Source organism: Metamycoplasma cloacale (genome assembly GCF_900660735.1).
In the GTDB taxonomy this organism is placed as follows: Bacteria; Bacillota_I; Bacilli_A; order Mycoplasmatales; family Metamycoplasmataceae; genus Metamycoplasma; species Metamycoplasma cloacale.
Genome location: NZ_LR215049.1, coordinates 555203 through 579767, shown reverse-complemented (window position 1 = coordinate 579767; position 24565 = coordinate 555203). Strand labels below are relative to the sequence as shown.

At 27.2% G+C, this 24565-nt stretch carries 29 protein-coding genes; 16 read left to right on the top strand and 13 right to left on the bottom strand.

Annotation, left to right across the window (positions count from 1 at the left end):
- Positions 1 to 6: 6 nt before the first annotated feature.
- Positions 7 to 1887, bottom strand: a complete 1881-nt coding sequence (locus EXC28_RS05925) for an MYPU_1760 family metalloprotease (protein ID WP_029330002.1) — start codon at positions 1885 to 1887, stop codon at positions 7 to 9.
- 87 nt (positions 1888 to 1974) lie between these two features.
- Positions 1975 to 2709 (bottom strand): hypothetical protein, encoded by a 735-nt coding sequence (locus tag EXC28_RS02595; RefSeq protein ID WP_129695093.1) that lies wholly within the window; start codon positions 2707 to 2709, stop codon positions 1975 to 1977.
- Positions 2710 to 2831: 122 nt separating this feature from the next.
- On the opposite strand from EXC28_RS02595, the gene EXC28_RS02590 reads away from it, so the two are divergent.
- Genes EXC28_RS02590 through EXC28_RS02560 form a run of 7 tightly spaced genes read left to right on the top strand, consistent with a single transcriptional unit; the run spans position 2832 to position 8017 of the window.
- Entirely contained in the window at positions 2832 to 3497 is a 666-nt protein-coding gene (locus EXC28_RS02590) for a hypothetical protein (protein ID WP_029330005.1), read from the top strand.
- Positions 3498 to 3526: 29 nt separating this feature from the next.
- Complete coding sequence (gene rsmD / locus EXC28_RS02585; RefSeq protein ID WP_029330006.1) at positions 3527 to 4075, top strand: 16S rRNA (guanine(966)-N(2))-methyltransferase RsmD; 549 nt, start codon at positions 3527 to 3529, stop codon at positions 4073 to 4075.
- A 49-nt stretch (positions 4076 to 4124) separates the two neighbouring features.
- Entirely contained in the window at positions 4125 to 4751 is a 627-nt protein-coding gene (gene gmk, locus EXC28_RS02580) for a guanylate kinase (RefSeq protein WP_029330007.1), read from the top strand.
- Between the two features lie 10 nt (positions 4752 to 4761).
- Positions 4762 to 5517: a PP2C family protein-serine/threonine phosphatase gene (locus EXC28_RS05920; RefSeq protein WP_129695092.1), complete on the top strand. Its 756-nt coding sequence runs from the start codon at positions 4762 to 4764 to the stop codon at positions 5515 to 5517.
- The gene (locus EXC28_RS02570) at positions 5518 to 6516 is read left to right on the top strand and encodes a serine/threonine-protein kinase (RefSeq protein ID WP_029330009.1); all 999 of its coding nucleotides are present in this window, start codon (positions 5518 to 5520) and stop codon (positions 6514 to 6516) included.
- The gene (gene rsgA, locus EXC28_RS02565; RefSeq protein WP_029330011.1) at positions 6517 to 7365 is read left to right on the top strand and encodes a ribosome small subunit-dependent GTPase A; all 849 of its coding nucleotides are present in this window, start codon (positions 6517 to 6519) and stop codon (positions 7363 to 7365) included.
- Between the two features lies 1 nt (position 7366).
- The gene (locus tag EXC28_RS02560; protein ID WP_029330013.1) at positions 7367 to 8017 is read left to right on the top strand and encodes a ribulose-phosphate 3-epimerase; all 651 of its coding nucleotides are present in this window, start codon (positions 7367 to 7369) and stop codon (positions 8015 to 8017) included.
- 34 nt (positions 8018 to 8051) lie between these two features.
- On the opposite strand, the gene EXC28_RS02555 is transcribed toward EXC28_RS02560, so the two are convergent.
- Positions 8052 to 8375, bottom strand: coding sequence for a hypothetical protein (locus EXC28_RS02555; RefSeq protein ID WP_029330015.1), 324 nt, complete (start codon positions 8373 to 8375; stop codon positions 8052 to 8054).
- A gap of 167 nt (positions 8376 to 8542) precedes the next feature.
- A complete protein-coding gene (locus tag EXC28_RS05915; RefSeq protein ID WP_232028572.1) occupies positions 8543 to 9169 on the bottom strand; it encodes an ECF transporter S component in 627 nt (208 codons plus the stop codon).
- Positions 9170 to 9782: 613 nt separating this feature from the next.
- Here EXC28_RS05915 and EXC28_RS05910 point away from each other — a divergent pair.
- The 3 genes from EXC28_RS05910 (at position 9783) to gap (ending at position 12483) form a co-directional block, all read left to right on the top strand.
- On the top strand, positions 9783 to 10688 hold the full coding sequence (locus tag EXC28_RS05910) for a variable surface lipoprotein (protein ID WP_129695091.1): 906 nt from the start codon (positions 9783 to 9785) through the stop codon (positions 10686 to 10688).
- 70 nt (positions 10689 to 10758) lie between these two features.
- Complete coding sequence (gene trmB / locus EXC28_RS02540; protein ID WP_029330020.1) at positions 10759 to 11376, top strand: tRNA (guanosine(46)-N7)-methyltransferase TrmB; 618 nt, start codon at positions 10759 to 10761, stop codon at positions 11374 to 11376.
- Positions 11377 to 11478: 102 nt separating this feature from the next.
- A complete protein-coding gene (gene gap, locus EXC28_RS02535) occupies positions 11479 to 12483 on the top strand; it encodes a type I glyceraldehyde-3-phosphate dehydrogenase (protein WP_029330021.1) in 1005 nt (334 codons plus the stop codon).
- 49 nt (positions 12484 to 12532) lie between these two features.
- Here the strand turns inward: gap and EXC28_RS05905 are convergent, their stop codons facing one another.
- The 4 genes from EXC28_RS05905 to EXC28_RS02515 are packed head-to-tail and all read right to left on the bottom strand — an operon-like array spanning position 12533 to position 15205.
- Positions 12533 to 12991, bottom strand: coding sequence for a hypothetical protein (locus tag EXC28_RS05905; protein WP_029330022.1), 459 nt, complete (start codon positions 12989 to 12991; stop codon positions 12533 to 12535).
- A 2-nt stretch (positions 12992 to 12993) separates the two neighbouring features.
- The gene (gene rsmA / locus EXC28_RS02525) at positions 12994 to 13755 is read right to left on the bottom strand and encodes a 16S rRNA (adenine(1518)-N(6)/adenine(1519)-N(6))-dimethyltransferase RsmA (protein WP_029330023.1); all 762 of its coding nucleotides are present in this window, start codon (positions 13753 to 13755) and stop codon (positions 12994 to 12996) included.
- Positions 13755 to 14516, bottom strand: coding sequence for a TatD family hydrolase (locus tag EXC28_RS02520; RefSeq protein ID WP_029330024.1), 762 nt, complete (start codon positions 14514 to 14516; stop codon positions 13755 to 13757). The genes rsmA and EXC28_RS02520 overlap by 1 nt, the downstream gene beginning before the upstream one ends.
- 2 nt (positions 14517 to 14518) lie before the next feature.
- Positions 14519 to 15205, bottom strand: coding sequence for a 5'-methylthioadenosine/S-adenosylhomocysteine nucleosidase family protein (locus EXC28_RS02515; RefSeq protein ID WP_029330025.1), 687 nt, complete (start codon positions 15203 to 15205; stop codon positions 14519 to 14521).
- Between the two features lie 100 nt (positions 15206 to 15305).
- On the opposite strand from EXC28_RS02515, the gene EXC28_RS02510 reads away from it, so the two are divergent.
- The 3 genes from EXC28_RS02510 (at position 15306) to EXC28_RS02500 (ending at position 18520) form a co-directional block, all read left to right on the top strand.
- Positions 15306 to 16685, top strand: coding sequence for a M17 family metallopeptidase (locus tag EXC28_RS02510; RefSeq protein WP_029330027.1), 1380 nt, complete (start codon positions 15306 to 15308; stop codon positions 16683 to 16685).
- Between the two features lie 12 nt (positions 16686 to 16697).
- A complete protein-coding gene (locus tag EXC28_RS02505) occupies positions 16698 to 18074 on the top strand; it encodes a M17 family metallopeptidase (protein ID WP_029330029.1) in 1377 nt (458 codons plus the stop codon).
- A 164-nt stretch (positions 18075 to 18238) separates the two neighbouring features.
- Positions 18239 to 18520 carry a lysozyme family protein gene (locus tag EXC28_RS02500; RefSeq protein WP_029330032.1) on the top strand — a complete coding sequence of 94 codons (282 nt, stop codon included), beginning with the start codon at positions 18239 to 18241 and terminating at the stop codon, positions 18518 to 18520.
- Positions 18521 to 18550: 30 nt separating this feature from the next.
- On the opposite strand, the gene EXC28_RS05900 is transcribed toward EXC28_RS02500, so the two are convergent.
- The 5 genes from EXC28_RS05900 to dnaA form a co-directional block, all read right to left on the bottom strand.
- A complete protein-coding gene (locus tag EXC28_RS05900; RefSeq protein ID WP_129695090.1) occupies positions 18551 to 18745 on the bottom strand; it encodes a hypothetical protein in 195 nt (64 codons plus the stop codon).
- Positions 18746 to 18775: 30 nt separating this feature from the next.
- The gene (rpmB, locus tag EXC28_RS02490) at positions 18776 to 18973 is read right to left on the bottom strand and encodes a 50S ribosomal protein L28 (RefSeq protein WP_029330034.1); all 198 of its coding nucleotides are present in this window, start codon (positions 18971 to 18973) and stop codon (positions 18776 to 18778) included.
- 78 nt (positions 18974 to 19051) lie between these two features.
- On the bottom strand, positions 19052 to 19261 hold the full coding sequence (locus tag EXC28_RS02485) for an RNA-binding S4 domain-containing protein (RefSeq protein WP_029330036.1): 210 nt from the start codon (positions 19259 to 19261) through the stop codon (positions 19052 to 19054).
- 2 nt (positions 19262 to 19263) lie between these two features.
- Positions 19264 to 20361: a DNA polymerase III subunit beta gene (gene dnaN / locus EXC28_RS05895; RefSeq protein WP_029330038.1), complete on the bottom strand. Its 1098-nt coding sequence runs from the start codon at positions 20359 to 20361 to the stop codon at positions 19264 to 19266.
- Between the two features lie 8 nt (positions 20362 to 20369).
- Positions 20370 to 21710, bottom strand: a complete 1341-nt coding sequence (gene dnaA / locus EXC28_RS02475; RefSeq protein ID WP_029330041.1) for a chromosomal replication initiator protein DnaA — start codon at positions 21708 to 21710, stop codon at positions 20370 to 20372.
- Between the two features lie 342 nt (positions 21711 to 22052).
- Between dnaA and rpmH the strand changes: the two genes are divergently transcribed.
- Genes rpmH through yidC form a run of 3 tightly spaced genes read left to right on the top strand, consistent with a single transcriptional unit; the run spans position 22053 to position 24483 of the window.
- The gene (gene rpmH / locus EXC28_RS02470) at positions 22053 to 22199 is read left to right on the top strand and encodes a 50S ribosomal protein L34 (protein ID WP_029330043.1); all 147 of its coding nucleotides are present in this window, start codon (positions 22053 to 22055) and stop codon (positions 22197 to 22199) included.
- A 39-nt stretch (positions 22200 to 22238) separates the two neighbouring features.
- A complete protein-coding gene (gene rnpA / locus EXC28_RS02465) occupies positions 22239 to 22568 on the top strand; it encodes a ribonuclease P protein component (RefSeq protein ID WP_029330045.1) in 330 nt (109 codons plus the stop codon).
- Entirely contained in the window at positions 22555 to 24483 is a 1929-nt protein-coding gene (gene yidC, locus EXC28_RS02460) for a membrane protein insertase YidC (RefSeq protein WP_029330046.1), read from the top strand. Before rnpA ends, yidC begins: the two co-directional genes overlap by 14 nt.
- Positions 24484 to 24565 lie beyond the last annotated feature (82 nt).

The following is a 24565-nucleotide window of genomic DNA, read 5'->3' as shown; positions in this document are numbered from 1 at the left end:
GTCTCCTTAATATTTTTTTCAAGTGAAATAATAATTTTCTGTTGCGTCAATTACTTCTCTATTGTATTTCAAGCTATATGTTGTATATGTTTTACTATCTCAACTCATTGATGAACGATAGTTAGTAATTGTTCTTGCAACTCTATCAAAACGTTGTGTATTAGCTTTGTTTGCAAGTACAATTAATTCATCTGATTCCACTTGTTTGTTATCGTTTGCATCAATTCATAGTTGAACATTTAACCTACCATCTGAACTTGTAAATTCGTTAAAAAATCTATATGGTATTTCATCTGTTATATATGAATAGTTGTATTGAACGATTGGTTTTAGCATTTTTGTTTCGTCATATGTTTGTAGATACGAAGTTTTAGCGATAAAGTTGTTTTTATGAGTATGAATGTTGAAATCAACATATTCATTATTATCTTTAATAAAAAGCAGTTTTTTATCGCTTGCTTCAAATTTAGCTAAATTGATATTTGAAGGAATGTAACCACCAATATGTATTGAATTGTTTGCGGTTTTATCTATTGAATTGTTAACGACATAACTTATAGGTAATCCATATCCAAAAAGGTCTAGATATGTATTGAATAAACCATTTAGACGATAATTAGGAATGGTACGATATTTGTATAAATACTCACCATTAATATTTTTTAAGTTTTTTAGTTGTTCATCAAATACTCAGTTTGTAGAGAATAATAAATCTCTTTTTCATCGATCTCTTCCAAGAGTTTTTAATAGATCATCTCCAATTGCAGTTAAATGTAAGTAATGACCATTTACAAAATATAAATAATTCAATCATTTATCACGTAATTGTGCATTACTTTCTTTACCAGCAAAAGCGAATTTTAGAAACTCACGCGGAATTAATTCTTCAAATGAGAATGAGTATTTTAGATCGCCTAGATTAACGTTTTTAGAAAATCTAGTTGGGTTGTAATATGAGTTATTAAAATAATAATTTTCTAATGTAATACTATTTCAATCTTTTGCATTATTGTGAGGGAGGTTTGCTAATTCAAATAAATCATAAGCTGTTCATTTATAAAATATTGGAAATTCACCATCAGGCGGTTCAATTCCTGGATGATATGGAATTGCATCATAGTTTGTCTCATTATATCCTAGAAAGTGTCTGAATGAGTTTATAAACTTTTTGTTATTTGCATAGTTTCTAGCAATAATAGAACTTTCATCTTTTTTGTATAACAAGCTTGTATCTGCATTTATATCAGTAGTTCTGTGAGAGGTGTTATATGAATTTGATACATAATGCATATATTCATGAACTAAAACAGAAAGTATCATTTCCACTCTGTTTTCAAGACTTTCATTTTGTCAAGAATGGTTAATTCCTTCTGCATTAACAAATGCGTTAAGTGAAATTCAAATATTATCTGTACTTGGAAGATAAAAACCATTAGCTCTATCTGTTCCGTCAATGTTCTCATCTTTATTGATATACACATTTCTTAATAAGTTAATTTCAGGTCCAAACATAGCTCTTTTCTTAAACTCTTCGTTTAACATTTTAATTCCGTCAGGACCTAAAAAGTAAACCAAATTACCCTCATTATCTTTTGCATATGGATATTCAGTTATTGATAAATTACCATATTTGAAAGTATCATTAAATTTGTCATTTGAATCTGAACTATATTTAGGATTAAAGACAATTTTTTGATTTTCATCATTTTTTGTGATTTTGTTTATATCGTCAATAATTGGTTGAATTTGTGGGTTGATCACTCTATAGATAATATAGCAAACGCTTCCAATAATTCCTGTGCCGATAAATAAACCAAAAAGCAGGAAGAATATTGTTAATCCTCCTAATTTACGTTTAGATTTTGGTTTATTTTCTTTGGCGTTCATTATGCTCCTAATCTAATTAATATTATTAAATATTAATTTTATTATATTTTAAAAGCTAGTAATTATTTTAAGAAAAATAAAAGAAAACTATGCACCAGAAAAGCCTTCTAATTTAATTACTTCATTAATATTTGTTTTTTCTTGTGTGCTTTCATTAATTGAAATATAACCATTGATTGTAATTTCGTAATTTTCATCATGACCTTTATTAATTGAAATATTTGTGAAATCAAAATCAAATTGTGTCGCAATATTTTCGTTTGTTTTTTCTATATTATAGTATTTCTTAAAAACATTCAATCTATCGTTGAAGTTTTGAGAAGCTTTTAATTCGTTAATAAATTCAGTTGCTGAAATAGATAGTTTTAAAGTAGGTATGAAGTGGTAATTGGCCAATGTAATTGTTGCTATTTCTTCTTTAAATCCAGCAATTGTAAATCTAGTAGTTTCTTCTGCATTATTAATAACCCTAATAATATCTAAATGAATGATTCCTCCATCACTATGTGCGTGAGTAGAACTTGAAACTTTGTAAGTTGCAATTGATGGTATTTCTTCATCATTAAAAGGAATACTATATTTATTCAATACCTTCTTGATTTCATTTCATGAATTTAGGTTAATTAATTTTGAAACAACTTCATCGGCTGTTATATTTTGTTGGTTATACGCCTTTTTAGAAATAGATAGACCTAATTTGGTTTCATATTCAACATTTTCGTTAATTACAACTTTTTTATCACAAGCAGCTGCGATTATTGGAGTTGTTAATATTGGTGTAAAACTTAAGGGAATAAGTCATTTATTTAGCTTTTTCATCATTACCTTCTTTATAATACTTTCATTTTAAATACACTTATAATTACATAAAAATTGTATTAATTATCATTAATTATATAATATTTGCATATTTTTTAGTTCAAAAGAAGATTATAATTATATATATGAAAAAAACAATTTTGACATTCACTATTTTGCCTGTTGCAATCATTTCAATTGCAACTGCTATAACTATGTCAAAAATGTCTGGATATCGTCCATATCATACAAGAGAAGAGTTAATAAATTACAATAATTTTGATTCAAAAAGAGATAATGCAACTTATGAAAGTGCATTAATTTTAGATAAGCCTAAAAATATAAAAGTTGAAGGTTCTTATGATAATTCATTCAATATTTCAAAGATTGAATTACAAAGAATTTTCAAGAACTTTTCAATGGAATTAACGAATTTAGGAAAAGAATTAACGGCGCAAGAAATGCATACAATCCTTCAAAACGAAATAAGTACTAAGCAACTTGGTGCTGGAAGATATTTTGATGAAGGAAAAATTTCTTTTGAAGAGATTATGAAACAACCCCAAATTGCTCAATATTTCAATATAACATGACCAGATTTTAAAGAATATAATCAAAAATTTTATGAAATAAGATATACATTAGAACAATATAATCCTAAAACACCTAATGTTATAACAATTAGAGCACAATTTTATCATTCAGATAAACTTCATATTGATTATATTCAACCTACAATTGTGATGAAACATGATACAGGAGTCGCAATTGGACCGATGTGATTTTTAACAATTTCAGGTTTTAAAGCATAATATATTCAATTTAAAATATAATTTTAAATATGCTACGAATTATTGCCGGAAAATATCGTTCAAGAAAGATTGAACAACCATCCAAAACTACAACAAGACCAACAACTGATAGAGCAAGAGAAGGTCTATTTTCTTCAATTCAATTTCAGATAGAAAATAGAACTTTTTTAGATCTCTTTGCAGGTTCTGGTGCTTTTTGTTTAGAAGCACTTTCAAGAGGTGCTAAACAAGGTATTTGTGTTGAAAAAGATAAATTTGCTTATGAAGTAATTTTGAAAAACAAAAGAACTTTAAATGAAACAAATTTAGATGTATATTGAATGGATTGTTTTACTTTTTTACAAAAGAATTTAGATAAAAAATTTGATTATATTTATTTAGATCCACCATATAAATTGCGTGAAGAATTGTTTCAAGTTCTGGACATTATTACACAGGCTGATATGATTAATGAAAATGGTTATTTATTAATTGAAACTGATATTGATAATTTAGATTATTGTTTGAATAATTATAAGATTATAAAGAATAAGAAATATGGTAAAATTTATATCTACTATCTACAAAAAACTTTATAAATAACTTAATTAATGAAAAATGTATAAAAAAATTTAATAGGAGTTAAATATGTCTGCGAAAAAATTAATTATTTTTACAGGACCAAGTGGAGTTGGTAAAGGAACTGTTGAAAAACTACTTTTTGACGATAAATCATTAAAACTTAAACTATCTGTTTCAGTTACAACAAGAAGACCAAGAGAAGGTGAAATTGATGGTGTACATTATTATTTCGTATCTCAAAACACATTTGATGCCTGTTTATCAGATAATCGTTTAATTGAATACTCAATGCACTTTGATAATTACTACGGAACTTTATATTCAGAAATTGACAGAATTATCTATCAAGGTAAAATTCCTTTTTTAGAAATTGAAACCAACGGAGCAATGCAAATTATTGACTATTACAAGAAATTTAACAAAGTTGATGAAATTGTTTCAATTTTTCTAATGCCTCCTTCATTTAAAGAATTAGAAAGACGCATTCAAGGTAGAGGAACGGAACCTGAAGAAGTTGTTGAAAAGAGATTAAAGAAAGCTAAAGAAGAAATTGGTCAATCAACCATTTTTGGACATATTGTTATCAACAATACAGTAGAACAAGCTGCTGAAGATATCAAGGCAATTATTAAAAAAGAATTTAAAGAACTTCTTGAAACAGAAAAACAAGCTAACGAAGGTAGAAATGCTTAATTAAATCGGAGTGGAGAGTGAAGTGGATTTTGTTGTTAAATCAGATAAGGGTCTAGTTAGATCAAAAAATGAAGATCGAGCAAAAGTTTGTTTTCATGAAAACAAAGTTTTAGCTATGCTATGTGATGGTATGGGCGGACATTTTGGTGGGGATAAATGTGCCGATCTGGTCATTGAATTATTTGAACAATACTTCAAAGAAAACTTTCCAGAAAACGTTTTATATAATGATAAAAAAGCTATTAATGAATGATTCATTAATGCCCTTGAATTCATTAAAGATAATTTAATTGAATTCTCAAATAGATTTTATAAATATTCAGATATGGGGACAACTTTAACGGCTGCCCTAATTTTTCCTTTTGAAAAATACATATATGTATTTAATATCGGTGATTCAAGAACATATATTTACAATGGATTACTACATTTAGTGACTGAAGATCAAAATGTTAGAAATACTTGAGTAAAGCAAGGGAAATTAACTAAAAAAGAAGCAACTAATTTAGTTTTTGGCAATCAATTAACAAGTTGTATTGGACCTTTTAAAAAAATGACACCAGATGGGAATGTTTTTAATAAAGATTCAAATTGTAAATATGTCGTTTTAACAAGTGATGGATTGCATAATTTTGTAGATAAACCAACAATGGAAATTATCTTGCAAAAATCAATTTCTTTAGATGAAAAAGCGAGTGAATTGATTGAATTTGCAAAGAAAAATGACTCAAACGATAATATCAGTGTGGCAATTGTGGAGATTTAAATGAATTTATCAAAATATAAGAATTTGAATAAGAATTTTCATGACTTTAAATTAATTGGTGAAGGCGGATTTGGTGAAGTTTATTCAGCAATTTTTAACGGTCGTCAGGATCGTTGAGCAATTAAGGTTTTAACAAACAGTGATTCAGCCAATAAACATATCAATCGTTCACGTTTTAAAAATGAAGTTAATTTATTAAAAGAAATTGATAGTATCAATGTCGTTAAGTTCTATGGCCATTATTTATCAGAAGATGAATGTTATTTGGCAATGGAATTAGTCAATGGTCATTCATTAAAGGAATTATTAAATAAAAATCAGCAATTGAACGCTGAACAAACTGTAGCTATTGCAAAACAAATTTGTCAAGGTTTAATTGATATCCATCAACACAATATTGTCCATCGTGATTTAAAACCATCAAATATCTTAATTAATGAAAATCAAATTGTTAAATTGATTGATTTCGGTATTTCATTATCTGATGAAACCATTAGATTAACAACAGCAGGTAAAGTAGTGGGTTCGATTTATTATATGGCTCCTGAATTAATTTTAGGTAAAGCATCCCCTTCACCACAAAGCGATATCTATGCATTAGGAATTTTAATGTATGAAATGCTAAAAGGCAAGGTTCCATTTTCTGGATCTGATTTTGAAGTAATTGCTAACTGTCATGTTAATCAAAAATTACCATCATTAAAAGAAGTAAATCATTCAATTCCGCAAGCATTGGAAAACATTATTTTAAAATGCACAGCTAAAAAACCATCTGATCGTTATACAGATTGTGTTGAGTTATACCAAGATTTACAAACATGTTTAACTTTAAAAAGAGTTTCTGAAGAAAAAATTCAAATTGGTGAACAAAATTCCGTTCAAAAAGCTAAAAAGTTCTTCCATAGTAAGAAATTTGCAATTATTTTAGGCACAATTGGTGGATTATTAATTATCATATTAATAATATTGATTGCATTGTCTGCTAAAGGAGTTATTTAGATGGAGTTAGGAAAAATTGTTAAATCAGTTGCTGGATTTTATGATGTAAAGAGTTATGAAGATAAACAGATCTATCGTGTAAGAGGATCTGGTAAATTAAGATTGCTTGATATGAAACCAATTGTTGGTGACGAAGTTGAATTTGAAAAGGGTGAATTAATTCATCGTATTTTAGGAAGAAAGAATTTCTTTATTCGTCCAAAAATAGCCAACGTTGATCAAGCAATTGTTGTAATGTCATTAGTTGAACCTGAATTTAGTTCATTATTGGTTGATAAATTTTTAATTATTATTGAAAATAAAAACGTTGAACCAATTATTGTTTTAACCAAAAAAGATTTAACCTGTGATAGTAAAATCAATTTCTATAAAGAACAAGGTTATAAAGTGTTTGAAATTAACTACGAAAAGCAACAAGGTTTTGAAGGATTAAAAGATATATTCAGACACAAAACAAGTTTTTTTGTCGGACAAACTGGAGTTGGAAAAACAACATTAATTAATTATTTAGCAAACACTAATTTCGAAACTCAAGCCATATCAAAAGCATTAAATAGAGGAAAACATACAACTCGTGAAGTGAGTTTAATTAATTTCAATGGTGGAGAGATCATTGATACACCAGGGTTCTCTTCAATTGAATTTGATTTAACAATTGATGAACTACCAACTGCCTTTAAAAGTTTTAAAGAAGCGTCTAAATTGTGTAAATTTAGATCATGTAAACATTATGCAGAAAATATAAATGATTGTAATGTTAAAAAACTTGTTGAGCAAGGAATTATTAAACAAGAACGTTATGATAACTATGTAAGTTTTTATGAAAGATTAAATGGAGAAAAGAGATAATATGCGTAAAATAAGTCCATCTGTATTAGATGTTAAAAGAGATAATTTAATTGAATATATCAATAACTTAATTAATTGAGGTGTAACTAATGTTCACTATGATATTATGGACAACATTTTTGTACCAAATGTTGCTTTGCAATTTAAAGAAGTTAAAAAAGTTAAAGAATTGTGCAAAAAACACACAATGGATATTCATTTAATGGTTAAAGATGTATTCGGTTATTATGAAATGTATAAAAATGTAGGAGATATTTTAACCTTTCATCTGGAATCATTTAATTCATATCAAGAATTTTTAGAATTAGTTGCTTTAGCTAAAAAAGATAATGTTAAATTAGGATTGTCAATCAATCCAGATACTAAAGTAGAACAATTAATTCCTTATATTGAACATTTATCATTAGTTTTAATTATGAGTGTCTATCCAGGATTAGGTGGACAAAAATTTATTGACAATAGTTTAAATAAAGTAAAAGAATTAAAAGAATTATTAATTAAGTCAAATTCTTCAGCAATTATTCAAATTGACGGAGGAGTTAAGGACTTTAATATCAAAGATTGTTTTGATTCAGGAGTTAACCTAGCTGTCGTTGGTTCATATTTAGTAAATAATTTCTCAAAAGAAACTGTTGATAAATTGTTGAAATAAAAAGTTGATCAATTACAATCAACTTTTTATTTTATTATAGTTTTATATTTAAACTTTCTTCAATCATTTTAATTGATGCTTCAATACTTTTAATAAGTTCATCTGCCGCTTGACTAGTCATGTTTGAAAAATCTGAATTTTTTAGTAAGGTTTCCATAGCAGAAATTGTGGTATTAAGAGTATTTTTAATACCATCTGAAATTTCTCCATTACTGGTTAAATAAGTTTTCATTTTACTAATAAATTCTTCAAGCTTTTTCTTTGCTTGATCTTGTTTGTTTTCGCATGAAACCATAGAAATTGGTGCTATTACAGTCGGTAATATACCCAATGATAAAAATAAAAATTTGTTTTTCATATAGATAATGATCCCCCTGAATTTTATATATACTTAAATTTTACCTTAATTAAAATCTTGGATTTATAAAATATGTCATTAACAGTTTATAAATTAATTTAGAAAATTAATATATTTATATAAATATGATTTCCATAATTAAAAAAGCTATATCAATTATAGCTATTTTAATATGTATATATTTTTTGAGAATAGAAATTAATTCTTCCTGTTATTAAACTAATAACGGGCTTTAGATGAAAAATAATTAATGCATATATTGGAATTTCAATTAAGGTTTTAAACATAATTGGTATCATAAATGGAAGATAATATTTTTGATATGTTCACGTTCCATTTCTGAAACGATTATGGTAGTTAATATAAGCAAATGGCCCTCAGAATCAACGCATAATTACAATAATTAGAAACACGCCTACCAGAATTCCAAAAACATATTGTGCATTTAATTTGTGTTTGAAATTTCAAGAGAATTTGTTAATAAAATAAGTAATGAAAGCGATAATTCAGATTGCAGTTAATCCTGTAGCACTCACACTTGCAACTACAATAGTTGGAATAGGATTTTTTGATTTAAATCTTAATTCAGCTCAATCAAAAGGTTTATTGTAAGTGATTAAAAAACTAATCATAATAATAGTAATAATAACTAAAATGATAAACCCAACATACCATGTTGTTCGTTTAACGTTAAAGATAAAATGAACTAATAATCCACTAATCATTGCAATAATCACGGGTACAATTGCATACTCAATCATTCATGTTGATATTCCATAAATAATTTGATTCAATGTATCACATAAAATCCCTAGCAAAGCACCCTTAAATGGACCTAATATTAAACCGAATAAAATAAATATTGCATATGTTAAAGAAATATTTAAAGGCCCTTTAAATACATAACGTTCTAAACTTGCAGCAATGAAATAAATTCCTAATAAAATTCCGAATAAAGCAATGTCAAATGTTGTTAATTTTCACGAAGATAAAATAATTCGTCTTCTAATACTTTTAAAAAAGAAAGCACGTACCTCCTGTTTTTTAATGAATTAATTTTATTATAAAAATTTAAAAAGAAATATAAATTAAATAAAAAGAAAGCCGGTGTTTCGTCCGGCCCTCCTCATATATTAAGTGTACAAACAAAGTCCGCGCTTGTTCTTAATAACAACACTATTATATATGAGAATTTCTGTTTTTCATTAAAATCTTTAAAAATCGTGTTTTTTATTCATTTATTTATGAATTTCTTAAAACATTTAAATATAGGAAATAAATTATATTAAAATTTATATTGATGAATACAAAGTATATTATTCATGAAGATTGAAATATTATATATTCGAATAAAGGTGATATTTTTTAATATTGCCTTTTTTATTTTGTTAAATGAAAGGATTTAAGATGAAAAAAACATGAAAAATTATTCTATCAATAGGAACTGTTGCCCCTCTTTTGGCTACTCCTCTTATTGCTGCTTCTTGTGAAGATACAACCTTAAACGAAGATGCAACAATTTCTTTAAAAACATCAGCAGCAGGTAAAACCGTTGATCAAATTACAGATTTAGATATTGATATTCATACACAACCAGGAACAGTAGGACAAGTTTTAAAAATTGTTTCAAGAGATACAGCAAGCAAAACAGTTACTTTTGAAATTAAATTAACAAGAGGTTCAAAAACTAAAACATTTACAGCATCAGTAAAAGCAACTGAGGCATCAACCGGTTCATCAACTGGAACAACAACAGGCGGAGGAACTGGAACCACTACACCAACCCCAACACCTAGCACACCAGAAGAAATTTTCTTAGCATATGCAGCTAAGATAGAAAACTATGCATTCAACGTACCAGAAGATGCAAAAGCAGATCTTAAAACTGCTGTAACTGGCGGTAAAGATTTATGATATGACTATAAATCATATTCTATTATTGCAACAGATAAAAATGCAAAACCAAACTGAAAAGCTGATAATAAAGCATTGTTAAAATTAGCTAAAACACCATCTACAAATAACTACCAATTAGCAAATGCTACAGCCCCTACATATAAAGGCACAGATAAAAGAGGTAAAGAAATTGATAAAATTTCTTCAAAACTTGATTATAGAGTAGATGGAAATAAATTAATTATTTCACTAAAACCAGTTTGCTTTAACGTTGATGGTAAATACAAGATTGCAATTTCAACAAATGTACATGAAATTGAAGTTCAATTACCAGAAGATGCTCCTGCGTCAACTACTGAAACCCCAACCCCAGCTCCAGAACCGGCCCCTGTAACAACAGAAAGCACAACAGCTTAATAAATTAGATAAAAAAATGTAATTGTAAAATAAGCGATTACATTTTTATTTTGTGTAATAATTGTATATTATGCGTTTAAGACACAACAAATATGCCCTTGATATATTGAATGAAAGCAATTTCACTATTCAAAAATTTCCATACCAATTAAACAACAATGTTGTTTTAGAAATTGGTATGGGTAAAGGAAGAATGATTAATCAATTAGCTAAATTACATCCAGAAAATATATATATTGGAATTGAGAAATATTCTACTCCTGCCTTAAGTTCTTATAAAAAACTTATGGAAAATAATTTAACTAATTTATATTTATTAATTGGAGATGCAAGTCAATTAAATGAATATTTTACTGGCAGATGTAAAACTATTTGATTAACATTTTCTGATCCTTGACCTAAAAAAAGACATTTCAAAAGAAGACTTGTTTATAGGGATTTTTTAGCTCAATATAAAAATATATTGGATGAAGATGGAATTGTATATTTCAAAAGTGATAACGATGGGTTATATCAATTTGCATTAGAGGAATTACAGTATTTCAATGCAAACATTATCTATCATACCAACGATTTACATAATTGTGATTACGATATAGAAAATCACCTTACCGATTATGAAGAAAAATTCCATAGCATGGGTAAAAATATTAATTTTATTGCTTTCAATTTTAAAAAGAATTTATAACTCTCTTTATATTGTGAAAGTTAAATGTTTTTAAAATAATGTATAATTAAATAAAATATTTATTTAATTTATTTTTAATAATTAATTTAATTCGGAGGAAATATGGCTAAAACTAGAATTGCTATAAATGGATTCGGAAGAATCGGAAGATTAGTATTTCGTGAAATATTTCACGATGATCAATTAGAAGTTGTTGCAATTAATGACTTAACAGATGCAGCAACTTTAGCTCACTTATTAAAATATGACACAGCACATGGAATTATGAATGCTTCAGTAGAACACAATGAAAATTCAATCATTGTTGATGGTGTTTCATTCCCTGTATATGCAGAAAAAGATCCTGCAAATCTACCATGAAAAGATTTAAATGTTGACATTGTTGTAGAAGGAACGGGAATTTTCGTTACAGCAGAAGGTAGTCAAAAACACCTAGATGCTGGTGCTAAAAAAGTTTTAATAACAGCTCCTGCAAAAGGTGATGGTGTTAAAACTGTTGTATATTCAGTAAACGAAAACATTTTAACCAAAGATGACCACATTATTTCAGCAGCTTCATGTACAACAAACTGTTTAGCTCCTGTTATGGATGTATTGGAAAAAGAATTTGGTGTTGTTAAAGGATACATGACAACAGTTCACTCATATACAGCAGACCAAAGATTACAAGATGCTCCACATAAAGACTTAAGAAGAGCAAGAGCAGCTGCTTCTAATATGATCCCTACAACCACAGGTGCTGCAAAAGCGATTGGAAAAGTTATTCCTACATTATCAGGAAAAATGAATGGTATTGCTTTAAGAGTTCCAACAATTACTGGATCTTTAGTTGATTTAAGTGTTGAATTACAATCAAGTCCTTCTGTTGAAGAAATCAATGCAGCTGTTAAAAAACATGCATCAGCTTCATTAATTTACACAGAAGATCCAATTGTTTCATCAGATATCATTGGTGTAAAAGCTGGTTCAGTATTTGATGCTCAATTAACATCTGTATTAGAAGTTGATGGCAAAAGATTATACAAAATCTACGCTTGATATGACAACGAAAGTTCATTTGTTAACCAATACGTTAGAACACTAAAACACTTAGCAACATTGATTTAATTGATGCAAATATAAAAAACAACGCAAGCAAATAAGTTTCGTTGTTTTTTTATCTAATTTTTATTGTTTTAACCATTGTTCGTTTTTCATTAACAAGTAAAGATAAATTGTAGTTTAATTGTTGAAACTCTTTAATGTATTTATTTAAAAGTTTTAATTCATCAACGATTAGATCATAATTTTGTAATTTACTATGGTTGTGAATAAAAAACTCGTGTGCGTAGTAGTTTCTGATTTTAAGATATTCGTATAATAAAGCGATTGTTGTTTTACTAAATGCTTTGCTATTTTGACAATGTCAAATAACACGACCCAGTGTACATTTAGCTAATTCTTTATTAAATAATCAAGCTTGTTCATGAATTGACATTAATTCTTCAACTGTGATATTTTCGTGATTTTGATATTTGTTTCAAATATCTGAATATGTCACAATTAAAGCGATGTTATGTTGGATATATTGAGCTTCTTGAATCAATCTTGCAATTAAGATATATAGATTTTCCATAACTAATTTAATAATTTATATAACTGTTTAATAACTTCTAAATCAAGAGTTTCTGCACGAACATTTAAATCCAGATTTAATTTATTTAGAGCTTCAATAAGTGAATTTTTTGAATATACATTAATTAAATTATTAATTAATGTTTTACGTTTATATTGAAAAAGATTTTTAACAAATTTTAGAAATTCATATTTAGGATATTCTAGTTCTTTATTAAAAGTGATCGAGATAATTGCTGAGTCAACCTTCGGAGCTGGATTGAAGTTATTAGCTTTAACGATAAATTCTAATTTACATTCACCAATGTAATTTAAAGAAACAGTTAATTTACCATATTCTTTACTATTTGCTTTAGCAGTTATTCTTTCAGCAACCTCTTTTTGTACCATTAAAACAGCTTTTGATATATTTTCACTGTTATCTATTAATTTAAATAGAATATCTGATGTTATGTTATAAGGAATATTACCAATAACAATATATTTGCTGTTAGGCAATTCAGCTTCTAGGAAATCTTGTAATTTAATTTCTACATTTTTATTTTTAATTTCTTTGGTTAATTTTTGATGTAAATCACGATCGATTTCATAACAGGTTAATTTTTTAACTTTATCAATCATTAAATAAGTTAAAGCACCTTGACCAGGACCGATTTCAATAACATCTTGACCTTCAATATTCCCTAGGTTAACAATTTTTTCTTGAATGTGTTTATTAATTAAAAAGTTTTGACCAAAACATTTTTTAGCGCGAAATTCTTCCATTATACGTTAAACACTTTCTTGACATTGTCTTTAATTTGTTTGATAAACGCTTCAAGTGGAATTTGTTTTAAATCAGCAATAAATTTATATGTGTATTCTACATAAGGTGAAATGTTTGGTTTACCTCTCATTGGAGTTGGGGCTAAATAAGGTGTATCTGTTTCACAAAACAGACGTTCAACTGGAATTACTTTAACGGCCTCTTGTGTAACTTTCCCATTTTTGAATGTAACAACACCTGATATTGAAAAATAAATGTTTTTATATGGAAGATATTTTTTAACTAATTCAGCATCACCGCTATATGAATGCATTACTATTTTTAAATCCTTGTATTTAGGATTTGTAACAATCTCAAAAGCATCGTCTAGTGCATCGCGAATGTGTAGCATTGCAACTAAATTGTGCTTGATACATAAATCTAGTTGAGCTAACATTGAAGCTTTTTGAATTTCTTTAGAAGGAGAGTCATTGTAGTGATAATCTAGACCGAATTCACCAATTGCAATAACATCTTTGGTTAAAATCTCTTCAAGTAAAACTGCATCATTAGCACCAGTTACTTCAGTGGGATGGATTCCAATAATTGGATATAAGAAATCTCTTTTTGAACATAGTTCTAATATTTCTTTTGAATCTTTAAGTGATGTGCCGACGACAAATAATTTTTCCATATTATCGTTGTATCACTGATCAACTACTTCAAGGGGATTTGCGTAATATTCAGTAAATGGATGGGTGTGAATATCGATATATTTCATTTTTAAACTCCTATTAATTTATCAAAGATGTTTGCAATTACAATTTGTCATTTAATTTTATTTGTTTGATAATCATTTGCGTTGTTATGACTTATTAAAGAATCTGAAACAATTTTAATACTTGCAAAAGGAATTGATCAAATTATAGCTGTATGCATTAATGCAGTACATTCCATATCAATTAAACTTACATTTATAAAATGTTTTTCTAGCATATCTAAATCACTTTTAGTTGCAAATCTATCTGCTGTAGCAATATCAACTTCTCCTAAATTCAAACGTTTCTGCAATGTTTTATTAAGTTTTTCATTTGATTGAAAAACTTTAATTTGATTAGGTAGCATTCCATGTTCATAACCTGGAATTGCAGTTAAATCTACATCATAGTAATAACCTTTATTAATAATGTAACTTGAACCAATTTCAAAGTCTTTAATTGCTGCAACTGGACCAATATTAATTATTTGGGTAATTGATGGAATCATTGATAAAGTATATGATAAATAACTTGATGCATTAACCTTGCCAACACCTGTGTGTGCAATATAAAATTGTTTGTTTTTATATTTAACAAATAATATATTTTGAAAATCGTTATAGATATTGTTTAATTGGTATTCTTTGATAATTTGACATTTTGATAATATAAATTGACTTTCCTGTTTTTCTGCAAAAATAAAAAGTTTCATGTAAGCTCCTTAGATATATAACAATTATAATAATAAAATTAATATATAATTTACATATACTATTTTTAATAGTATTTATTGAAAATATGAAAGGATAGAAATGATTACTTACCAAACTAAACGTAACAATGAAATGGTATTAAAAGCAGTTTATGAAGGTAGTCAACATCCAGTTGAAATTGGAGAAAGATCAAATTACATAACTGAATTATTCAAATCAAATGAAGCATATATTTTTATTTCAAAAGAAGTTAAAACATATACAAGTTTTCTAAAAGTTGTAGATTCAATTGTTTTAGCTAAAAGAAGAAATTATCAAATTGATTTAGATTCTTTTGTTAATGATTTCTTAACATTAGAAGATGTTGTTCGTGCATTCGTTTTAAGAATCGCTTATCACGAAGCAAAACTATATCATGCAACTAAAAAAATAGACAAGGATGAAGAAAAAATTGAGTTATCTTTATTAATATCATCTGCTGAATCAATTAAAGTTAAAACAAAAATTTCAACTTTAATTGAAAGATTAAATGTGATTGCGACTGCAATCAATGGTGCAAGAAATTGACAAATTACACCTCCTAATATTGCAACTTCAACAAAAATTGCTGAAGAAATTGAAGCAGAATTTAGCAAAAACCCAGATTTAAAAGTAACTGTATTAAAGAAAAAAGATTTACAAAAATTAAACATGAACTTAGTTCTTGCAGTAAACGCAGCTAGTGCTGACGAAGCAAGAGTGGTAGTTGTTGAATATAAAGGAAATCCAGATTCAAAAGAAAAAACAGTTTATGTAGGTAAAGGTATCTGTTTTGATACAGGTGGATATAACACTAAAGGTTACCACATGGAAGATATGAAATTTGATATGTCTGGTTCTGTTATTTGTGCATACGCAGTTAAAGCACTTGCTGAATTAAAAGTTGCAAAAAATGCTGCAGCAGTGATGTTATTAACTGATAACAAAGTTGATGCAAACGGAACAGTTCCTGAATCAGTTATTATTTCAATGTCAGGAAAATCTGTTGAAATTACTGACACAGATGCTGAAGGAAGACTTGTATTAGCAGATGGTTTATACTATGCAGCAACTGAATTAAAAGCTACAACAATTGTTGATGTTGCAACTTTAACTGGCGCAATGACAAGAGCATTAGGAAAAACATATTCAGGTATTTATGCTACATCGGATGAAAAATGAACAAAATTTGAATCATCAGCAAAAATTGCACACGAAAAAGTATGAAGAATGCCAATGCATGAAGCATTCCATAAACCAAATAAATCATCAAAAGTTGCAGATTTAAACAATTATTCAACATCTGAATTATCAGATTGTAATACAGCAGCAATGTTTTTAAAAGAATTTACAAACAATGTAGATTATATTCACTGTGATATTGCAGGAACCGCAGACGGTAAAGGCATGGGATATGGTGTATTAGTATCAACATTAGTTGAATTTGGAGAATTAATTTAATAAGGAGTAATTATGGAATTGATTAAATATCTAGAAACTACAAGATCAGAAAAAACCTTATTAAAAGGAATTTACAAAGATCAAAAATTGCCTCAAAACCTAATTAAAAAAGTTAATGCAATTACTGAATATTTAGATGAAAACACTGCTTATGTATATCTTGGCGAAAAGAAAGATGTTGATTGAGATTCAATTTACGAATTAGCTAAATCGTTAGCAGAAAATGCTGCAAGAGATTATCAAATTGATGTTGCTTCATTCGTTCCTGGCTGTATGTGTATTAAAGGAACATTAGACGCTTTTGTTAAAGGCATTAACTTTACAAACGCAAATTTATATAATAAAAAAACATTCACAAAGAAAGTGAATAAAAACCAATTATCACTATTAATTGAAAAACCAAGTCAAGAAGTTCAAGATGCATTCAACAAAGCATTAATTTTAATTGATGCTCAAAACTTTGCAAGAAATCTAGGAGTGACAGCACCTAACGATTTAAACTCAGAACAATTAGCTGATATTGTTGCTAAAGATTTCAAACAATATACAAACTTAAAAGTAACTGTATTAAAGAAAAAAGATATTCAAAAATTAAATATGGGTCTGCTTTTATCAGTAAATAGAGGATCGGTATATGAACCTCGTGTTGTAATTATTGAATATAATGGTGATCCTACAACAACCGAAAAAACAGTTATGATTGGTAAAGGTATTACCTTTGACTCAGGTGGTTATTCATTAAAACCTTCTAAATTTATGTTAGGTATGAAATATGACATGTCAGGTTCAGCAATCGTTGCCGCAACTATGAAAGCAATCGCTCAATTAAAACCTAAGAAAAATATTTCAGCAATTATGTGTATTACTGATAACAGAATTAATGGAGATGCTTCATTACCAGATTCTGTATGAACATCAATGTCAGGTAAAACTGTGGAAATTAACAACACTGATGCTGAAGGAAGATTAGTTATGGCTGATGGTTTATACTATGGTGCTACAAAACTAAATGCTACTAGATTAATTGACGTAGCAACTCTAACTGGAGCTATGGTTATGGCGCTTGGTGATACCTATACAGGTGTTTGAGCAACTTCAGATCAAGCTTGAGAAGAAATTTCGAGAGCTGCAAAAACTCAACATGAATTAATTTGAAGAATGCCATTTGATGAAGAATATGAATTAAATATCAAAAATTCAGTTGTTGCCGATATGAAAAACACAGATCTATCAGGAATGGCTGGTTCATGTTCAGCGGCAATGTTTTTAAAAGAATTTACAAACGACGTTGAATACATTCACCTAGACATTGCTGGAACTAATGATATTGATGAAAAACCAATGTTTGCGATGGTTAAAACATTGATTGAATTAGGAATTCAAAAATAATTAAAAACAGATAAAAAATTAAGAAAAGAAGTAACTTTACGCTAAAAATCTAGTAAAAGTTCTTCTTTTTTGTATTTTTTTCCCAATATTTACTTGTTTTTTATTTTTATTGATTCTGTAACAAAATCGTAGATGAATACATTACTAGTTTAAAAGAAAATAAAATGCAATTATTAGCATTTATTGAATCAAATTTTAATCAAGGATGATCATCAGATGCTATTCGCATGAATATCTCGGGATTATTACAATTACTTTTATTTACAAACAAAAATGTTAGTGAAAGACGCAATATAAATTCTACAAATGGTTCACTAAGTTCCGATAATACTTATGCATCTGAAGCATATATTATAAAAGCAATTAAATATTTCTTAAATAACAAAAAAGAATTAACTGAATCTGTTGTTAAAAACAGTGGATTAGAAACTAATAATTCAGATTAAATAACAATTCAAGTAAATTAGAAAACAAAATTATGGAATTAGAAAAAGAAATTCTTGAACTAGAAAACAAACAGAAAAACCAGCGGAGAAACTAACTGTTGTTGAAACTAAATCATCAAAATCAAATGTCGCTTGATGAATCGTCACTTCAATAACATTATTTATATTAATTCTAATTTTAGTAATAGTTATTAAAAGAATTAAAGAAAAAAATCTCAGGATCACCTGAGATTTTTATTATTTTGTTTAAATAAATTAAGCAACTAAACCGTATTTTTTTAAGGTTCTTGCAGTTTTAGCGGTAACACGCACTGTTTTCTTTGTTCCGTTTGATTGTAAAACAGTAACTTTTTGAAGGTTTAGATCAAATGTTCTTTTAGTAGTGTTTAAAGCATGTGATCTTTTGTTTCCGCTTAATGGTTTTTGACCAGTTAATTGATCTCTACCTGGCATATTACTCTCCTTTGCATAAAATTTAATACTAATATTTTAAACAATTATTAATAAAATTTTTAATTTTTGTATTAATTATTATAATGATGTAATTTTATAGATTTGGTCATCAATTGATACTGTATCACCAATTTTAATTTTGCTGTTTCTGGTATCAATTTCACGATTGTTAATTGTAATTTTGTGTTTCATAACAAAGAATTTTGATTTACCACCTGTTGGGATTAAATCTAATTTTTTAAGAAATTGAGTTACTGTTATGTATTCTCCGAATATTTTAACTTCCATAATTAAAATCCTTTTTGTGAAGTAAATAGTTGCAAGCTGTTTGGATTTGAATTGCTTAATACTACAATTCTTAATTTATCTTTTGTTATATTTAAGGTTAATTCGTCATCAAATACAGAAACAGCTTCTTTTAAGAATTTTGAATTTAATGCTAATTTAAGCTCAACATCTGTATAGTGGAAATTAGATGTTGTAATTTCAGCATTAGCAATTTCTTCTTTAGTAGATGAAATTGTTAATAGATTGTCTTTGATATATAGTTTGATTTTGTTATAACTTTCAGCAACAATAACGCTTGCTTTATTTAATAAGTTGTTTAATTCTCTTTTTGAAATAGTAAGTGTATAGGCATAAGATGTAGGAATGACTTTAGATACATCTTGATATGGTTGATCTAATACAGTTGATTGAATCAATGTGTTATCAATTTCAAATGCAAATTTATGACGTGAAATGTAGAATTTAACAATCCCATCGTATTCAAAACCACTTAAATCTTTTAGATTTTTTGCATTGATTGAAATGTTAAAATCATTAGTATTTTCAATGTTTTTCAATTCTTGTGCAAATCTGTAACGATCGGTTGCAATTAATTTTAACACGTTATTTGTTGAAGAGATATTTACACAAGATAAAACAGTGTTTGTATCATTTGATGTACTTGCAAAAATAACGTTTCTAATCATTTGTTTAAATTCGTTTCAGTTTATCTCTAATGTGTCACCATAAACGGTAAATTCTGTTTCTGGATAATCATATAGATTGTATAAATTGATTACAAACCGGTCGTATGCTGTTGAGATTGTCATTGTTTTATTATCAGTTTGAATAGATAAATCACCATCTAATTTTTTAACAATGTTTCTTAAAATGTTTAAGTCAATTAAAGCTTTTCCAGGCATTTCAATTACAGCATCTTGTGAAATTTCAATGACATGTTTAATACTTAATTCTCCATTGGTACCAATAAAGGTAATAATATTGTCTTCTGCTTCAATTAAGATACCTTTTTGTGCTGGCAAGAAAGGAGTTGGACTAACTGCTTTAGATACTCTTTCAATTGCGTTATCAAGTAATAATTTATTAATTCTAATTTCCATATATCCTCCTATAATATTCTGTTAATATTTTCTTTAATTTTTTCAATTGCTAATTTCAATGCTGGGTTTGTTTGCATATTTGCATCTATTCAATTTAGTGAAACAATTACCGTGCTATGTGATTGATTACCGAACATTTTTCCAATGTTTTGAAGTGATAAATCAAAATTATTTTTGATTAATCACATTGAAATTCTTCTAGCAATAACCACTTCTTCTTTTCTTGTATTTGCAGTAATTTTCTTTCTATCAATTTTGTAGTATTTAGCCACAACTTCAATAATGCGATCGGGTGTAATATGTTCTTTAACTTGACTAACATTTTTGAAAATGTTTTTCATTGTTGTTAAATCGTATGTAAAGAAATCATCATTTTGGCTAAATAGTTTAACTCTATTAATTGCACCTTCAATGCTTCTAATTGAACTTGAGAAGTTACGAGCAATAAATTTAAGCGATTCATCTTCTCATAATTCAGGATTGATATCATTCTCTTTTAATTTAAATTTTAAGATTTCTATAACATCGTTGATATCTAATGATTCAATATGAACTGTTAAACCACCTGAAAAACGACTGATAAATCTTTCTTGGAATCCTCCTAATTCTTCAGGTTTTTTATCGGCACAAATAATAATTTGCTTATCGTTTGTAATCATTGTGTTAATGATATTGAATAAAACATTTAATGTACTTTCTCTATTTCCATATTGTTGAACATCATCAAACATTAAACAATCGTATGAGGTTAATTCATCAACTGTTTTGTTAATTCCTCGTTGGTTTTTTTCTTTTAAATCTTCAACCAATCTTCTTGTTAAAACATCAGGATTGATATATAAACAAGTTTTACCTTTTTTAATTAATTCATTACCAATTGCATGTAATAAATGAGTTTTACCTAAACCGCTAGATGAATAAATAAATAGCGGCGAAAATGTTATTTTCTCATTTAAAATAATTGATCAAGCAGCTTTGATAGCGATTTCATTAAATTTACCGCTTGCATAATTTTCAAATGTTAGATTCTTTTTGATGTTTAAATTTAAAACAGGATTTGTTAAAACTAAATTATCAACATTAGTTTTTTCAATCTGTTTTAAATCGCTGATTAAAATAAATTCAACTTTGTTTGGAAAAATTTCTTGTGCAATTTTTTGTAAATTACTTTGATAATGAAGTTTAATTAATTTAATTTCACTAGGTTGTGCTAAAAGATAAACGTTAGGTTCGTCAATGTGCACAATTTGTAGGTTTTTAAACAAGCTATTATATGTGTGTTCATCTAAAATATTTTTCAATTCTCTATGCAAAGAAAGGTTTCAAATTTGTATTTCTGTATTAGTCATAATTTAATTATATTTATTTATATAAACTATATTTAATATTGTTAATAAAATTTTGGCTTTTATTTTTTATTAACAAAGTTATTAACAATTATTTTTTAAAATTATCGCTTTATTTCAATAGTTTTTGTTTGAATATGTTAATAAAAATGCTTCGTAATTACATAAATATTTTTTTGTTCATAACTATTGAATATTAAAAATATATAAAAGATAAATAGTTGAAAATAATTGTTTTATTTATTAATAAATAACAAAAATAGAATAACGGACCTATTTTTTTGGTAAAATACTTTAAGTTATTTTATTAATGTTTGAATAAAATTTTTAAAGATAGGAGTAGTAATGAAAAGAACATATCAACCTAAAAAACGTAAACACATTAAAGTTCACGGATTTATGGCAAGAATGGCTACTAAAAACGGAAGAAAAGTTTTAGCAGCTAGACGTGCAAAAGGTAGAGCAAGATTAACAGTATCAGACGAAAAATAGTTGTTTGATACATTTTATTTTAAATTTTATATATTGAAAATGACAAAAGCAAATACAATTAAGAAAAATTGAGAATTTCAAGAAATTATCAATACAAAACGACAAATTGTTTCAAAGCATTTGATAATCTATTACAGACCTTCAAAAATGTTTAAAGTTGGAATATCTATTCCTAAACAATTTGCTAATGCAGTATATAGAAATCACTATAAAAATCAAATTAGAGCAATTTTAAGATCAATGGACGTCAATAAAATTAACTATGAAACAGTAATCATTGCAAGAAAGACATTTTTTGAGCTTGATTTTCAAAATAAAAGTATTGAAATAACAAAACTATACGAAAGGATATTAGATGGCAAAAAATAAAAAATCTCATCATTATAATGATTTCAAAAGCCATAAGGTTGCAACACCTTCAGATCCGAGATCAGTATTTAAGAAAGTATGAAAATGAATTAAAATCGTTTTAATCATTATTTTTGCTACCGTTGGAATGGTAGGGTGTGTCCAATCATTCGCAATTAAAACAAGTAACAAAGTAGGTTCTGGGTATGAAATTTATACATCAGAAAAATACGTATCACCTAACGTATACACTTTAAGATATGACAATTCAACAAATACTTTTATTAATGGAAATACCAATGACAATATCAAATACAACAAGTTTTTAGGGATTGAATCACCTGAAACAATCGAAAAAATTAAAAAACAAGATCAAGAAACAGGCGGAAAATATTTAAATTACAATGGATCAACATTTGCATTGCAATTGATTGCCCCTGATAAAGATAACGAAGACAAATTTGTAAACGTTAAACATTCTTCATCAACCGATGCAAGTTATGTATATAACGACGGAACAAATTATGCATACTTTAATTTCGGTGATGATAAAGGTGCGGGTAAAACTGAATTCTATACACCTTTAACAACATTTGAAAGAATTCTATTACCAACCAAAGTTGAATTCTTCACTTCAAAGGAAAACAACGAAACGATTAGTTTAAACAATAGATTGAAAGCAATCACAATTTCAGAAATATTACCAACACTTCCAGTGTCTGCAATTGCAGAAGATATTTTTGTTAGAGATGCACTTCAAATCGTTATCAATGAAACATTAAAAATGTGAGTTGAAAATGATACATTGAAAATTAAATCAATTATTGAAGGTCAACAAGGAAAAACTGTTTTAGAAAAAGTTAATGCTTATCTTGAAACATTTAAAGATAAGGTTTCTGAAACTGCTGAAACTGATAAAGGTTTAACTAAAGAAGAAGGTTTAAAATTTAATAACTTCGCTTTAGCATATCGTTTAGCATTTGAACGTTATATGGCAATGTTTAATTACGTTTTAGGTAATAAAACAAGTGAATCAAATTACAGATACTACGTTCCTTCATCTGTTTCTCCATTGGGAAATTACAATGAAAATAATGGTTTTCGTGGTATTATCAACCCTAACGAAATGATTCCGCAAAAAGCATTAGCTACATATGGAGATTATTGAGCACAAGGACCATTCTATGGAATGTTCGTTTATCCAATTAATCAATTCATGCAAGCTATTACCCATAGCTTAGGAACAACTGGTTGATCAATAATTTTAGCTTTAATCTTAACAGTTATTCTAGTTCGTTTGATTACATTCTTTATTTCATTTAAATCATTGTTTATGCAATCAAAACTAGAAGAATTGAACCAAAAGAAAGCTAAAATTGAAGCTAAATATGCCGAATATAAAAACGATAAGAAAATGCAACAAAGAAAACAGTTAGAGATTTCTGAATTGTATAAAAAAGAAAAGGTATCACCATTTGGACAAATTATTACAATGTTGATTACCTTACCTATTTTGATTGTTATATTTAGAATTATTTCAGCTTCGCCTGAAATTAAATATGCTTCTTGATACGGAATTCAAATGTCTGCTTCATCTATTCAACGTTTAATAGCCAAAGAATATATATACTTACCAATTATTATCTTTTCAGTTGGTATTCAAGCATTGGCTCAATACACTCCAAAACTGTTGAACAGAAAGAAAAATAAAGCATTAAGAATTGATGCTTATGAACAAGCCGCTGTTAAGAAGTCAAATCGTACAAATAATATTATTTCACTTGTATTTATTTTCATAGGTGTAATATTTAGTGCAGGATTGCAAATTTATTGAATTATTAGTGGTATATGAACTATCGTACAGGCAATCTTCGTACATTACTTCCAAAGAACTAAATTCTTTAAAAATAAAATTGAACCAAAATTTTTCAATTAATTTAGATGAAAGATAAACAGAAATGTTTGTCTTTTTTAATACCCTTTTTAATTTTTTACATAATAATGTAAAATATTAAACA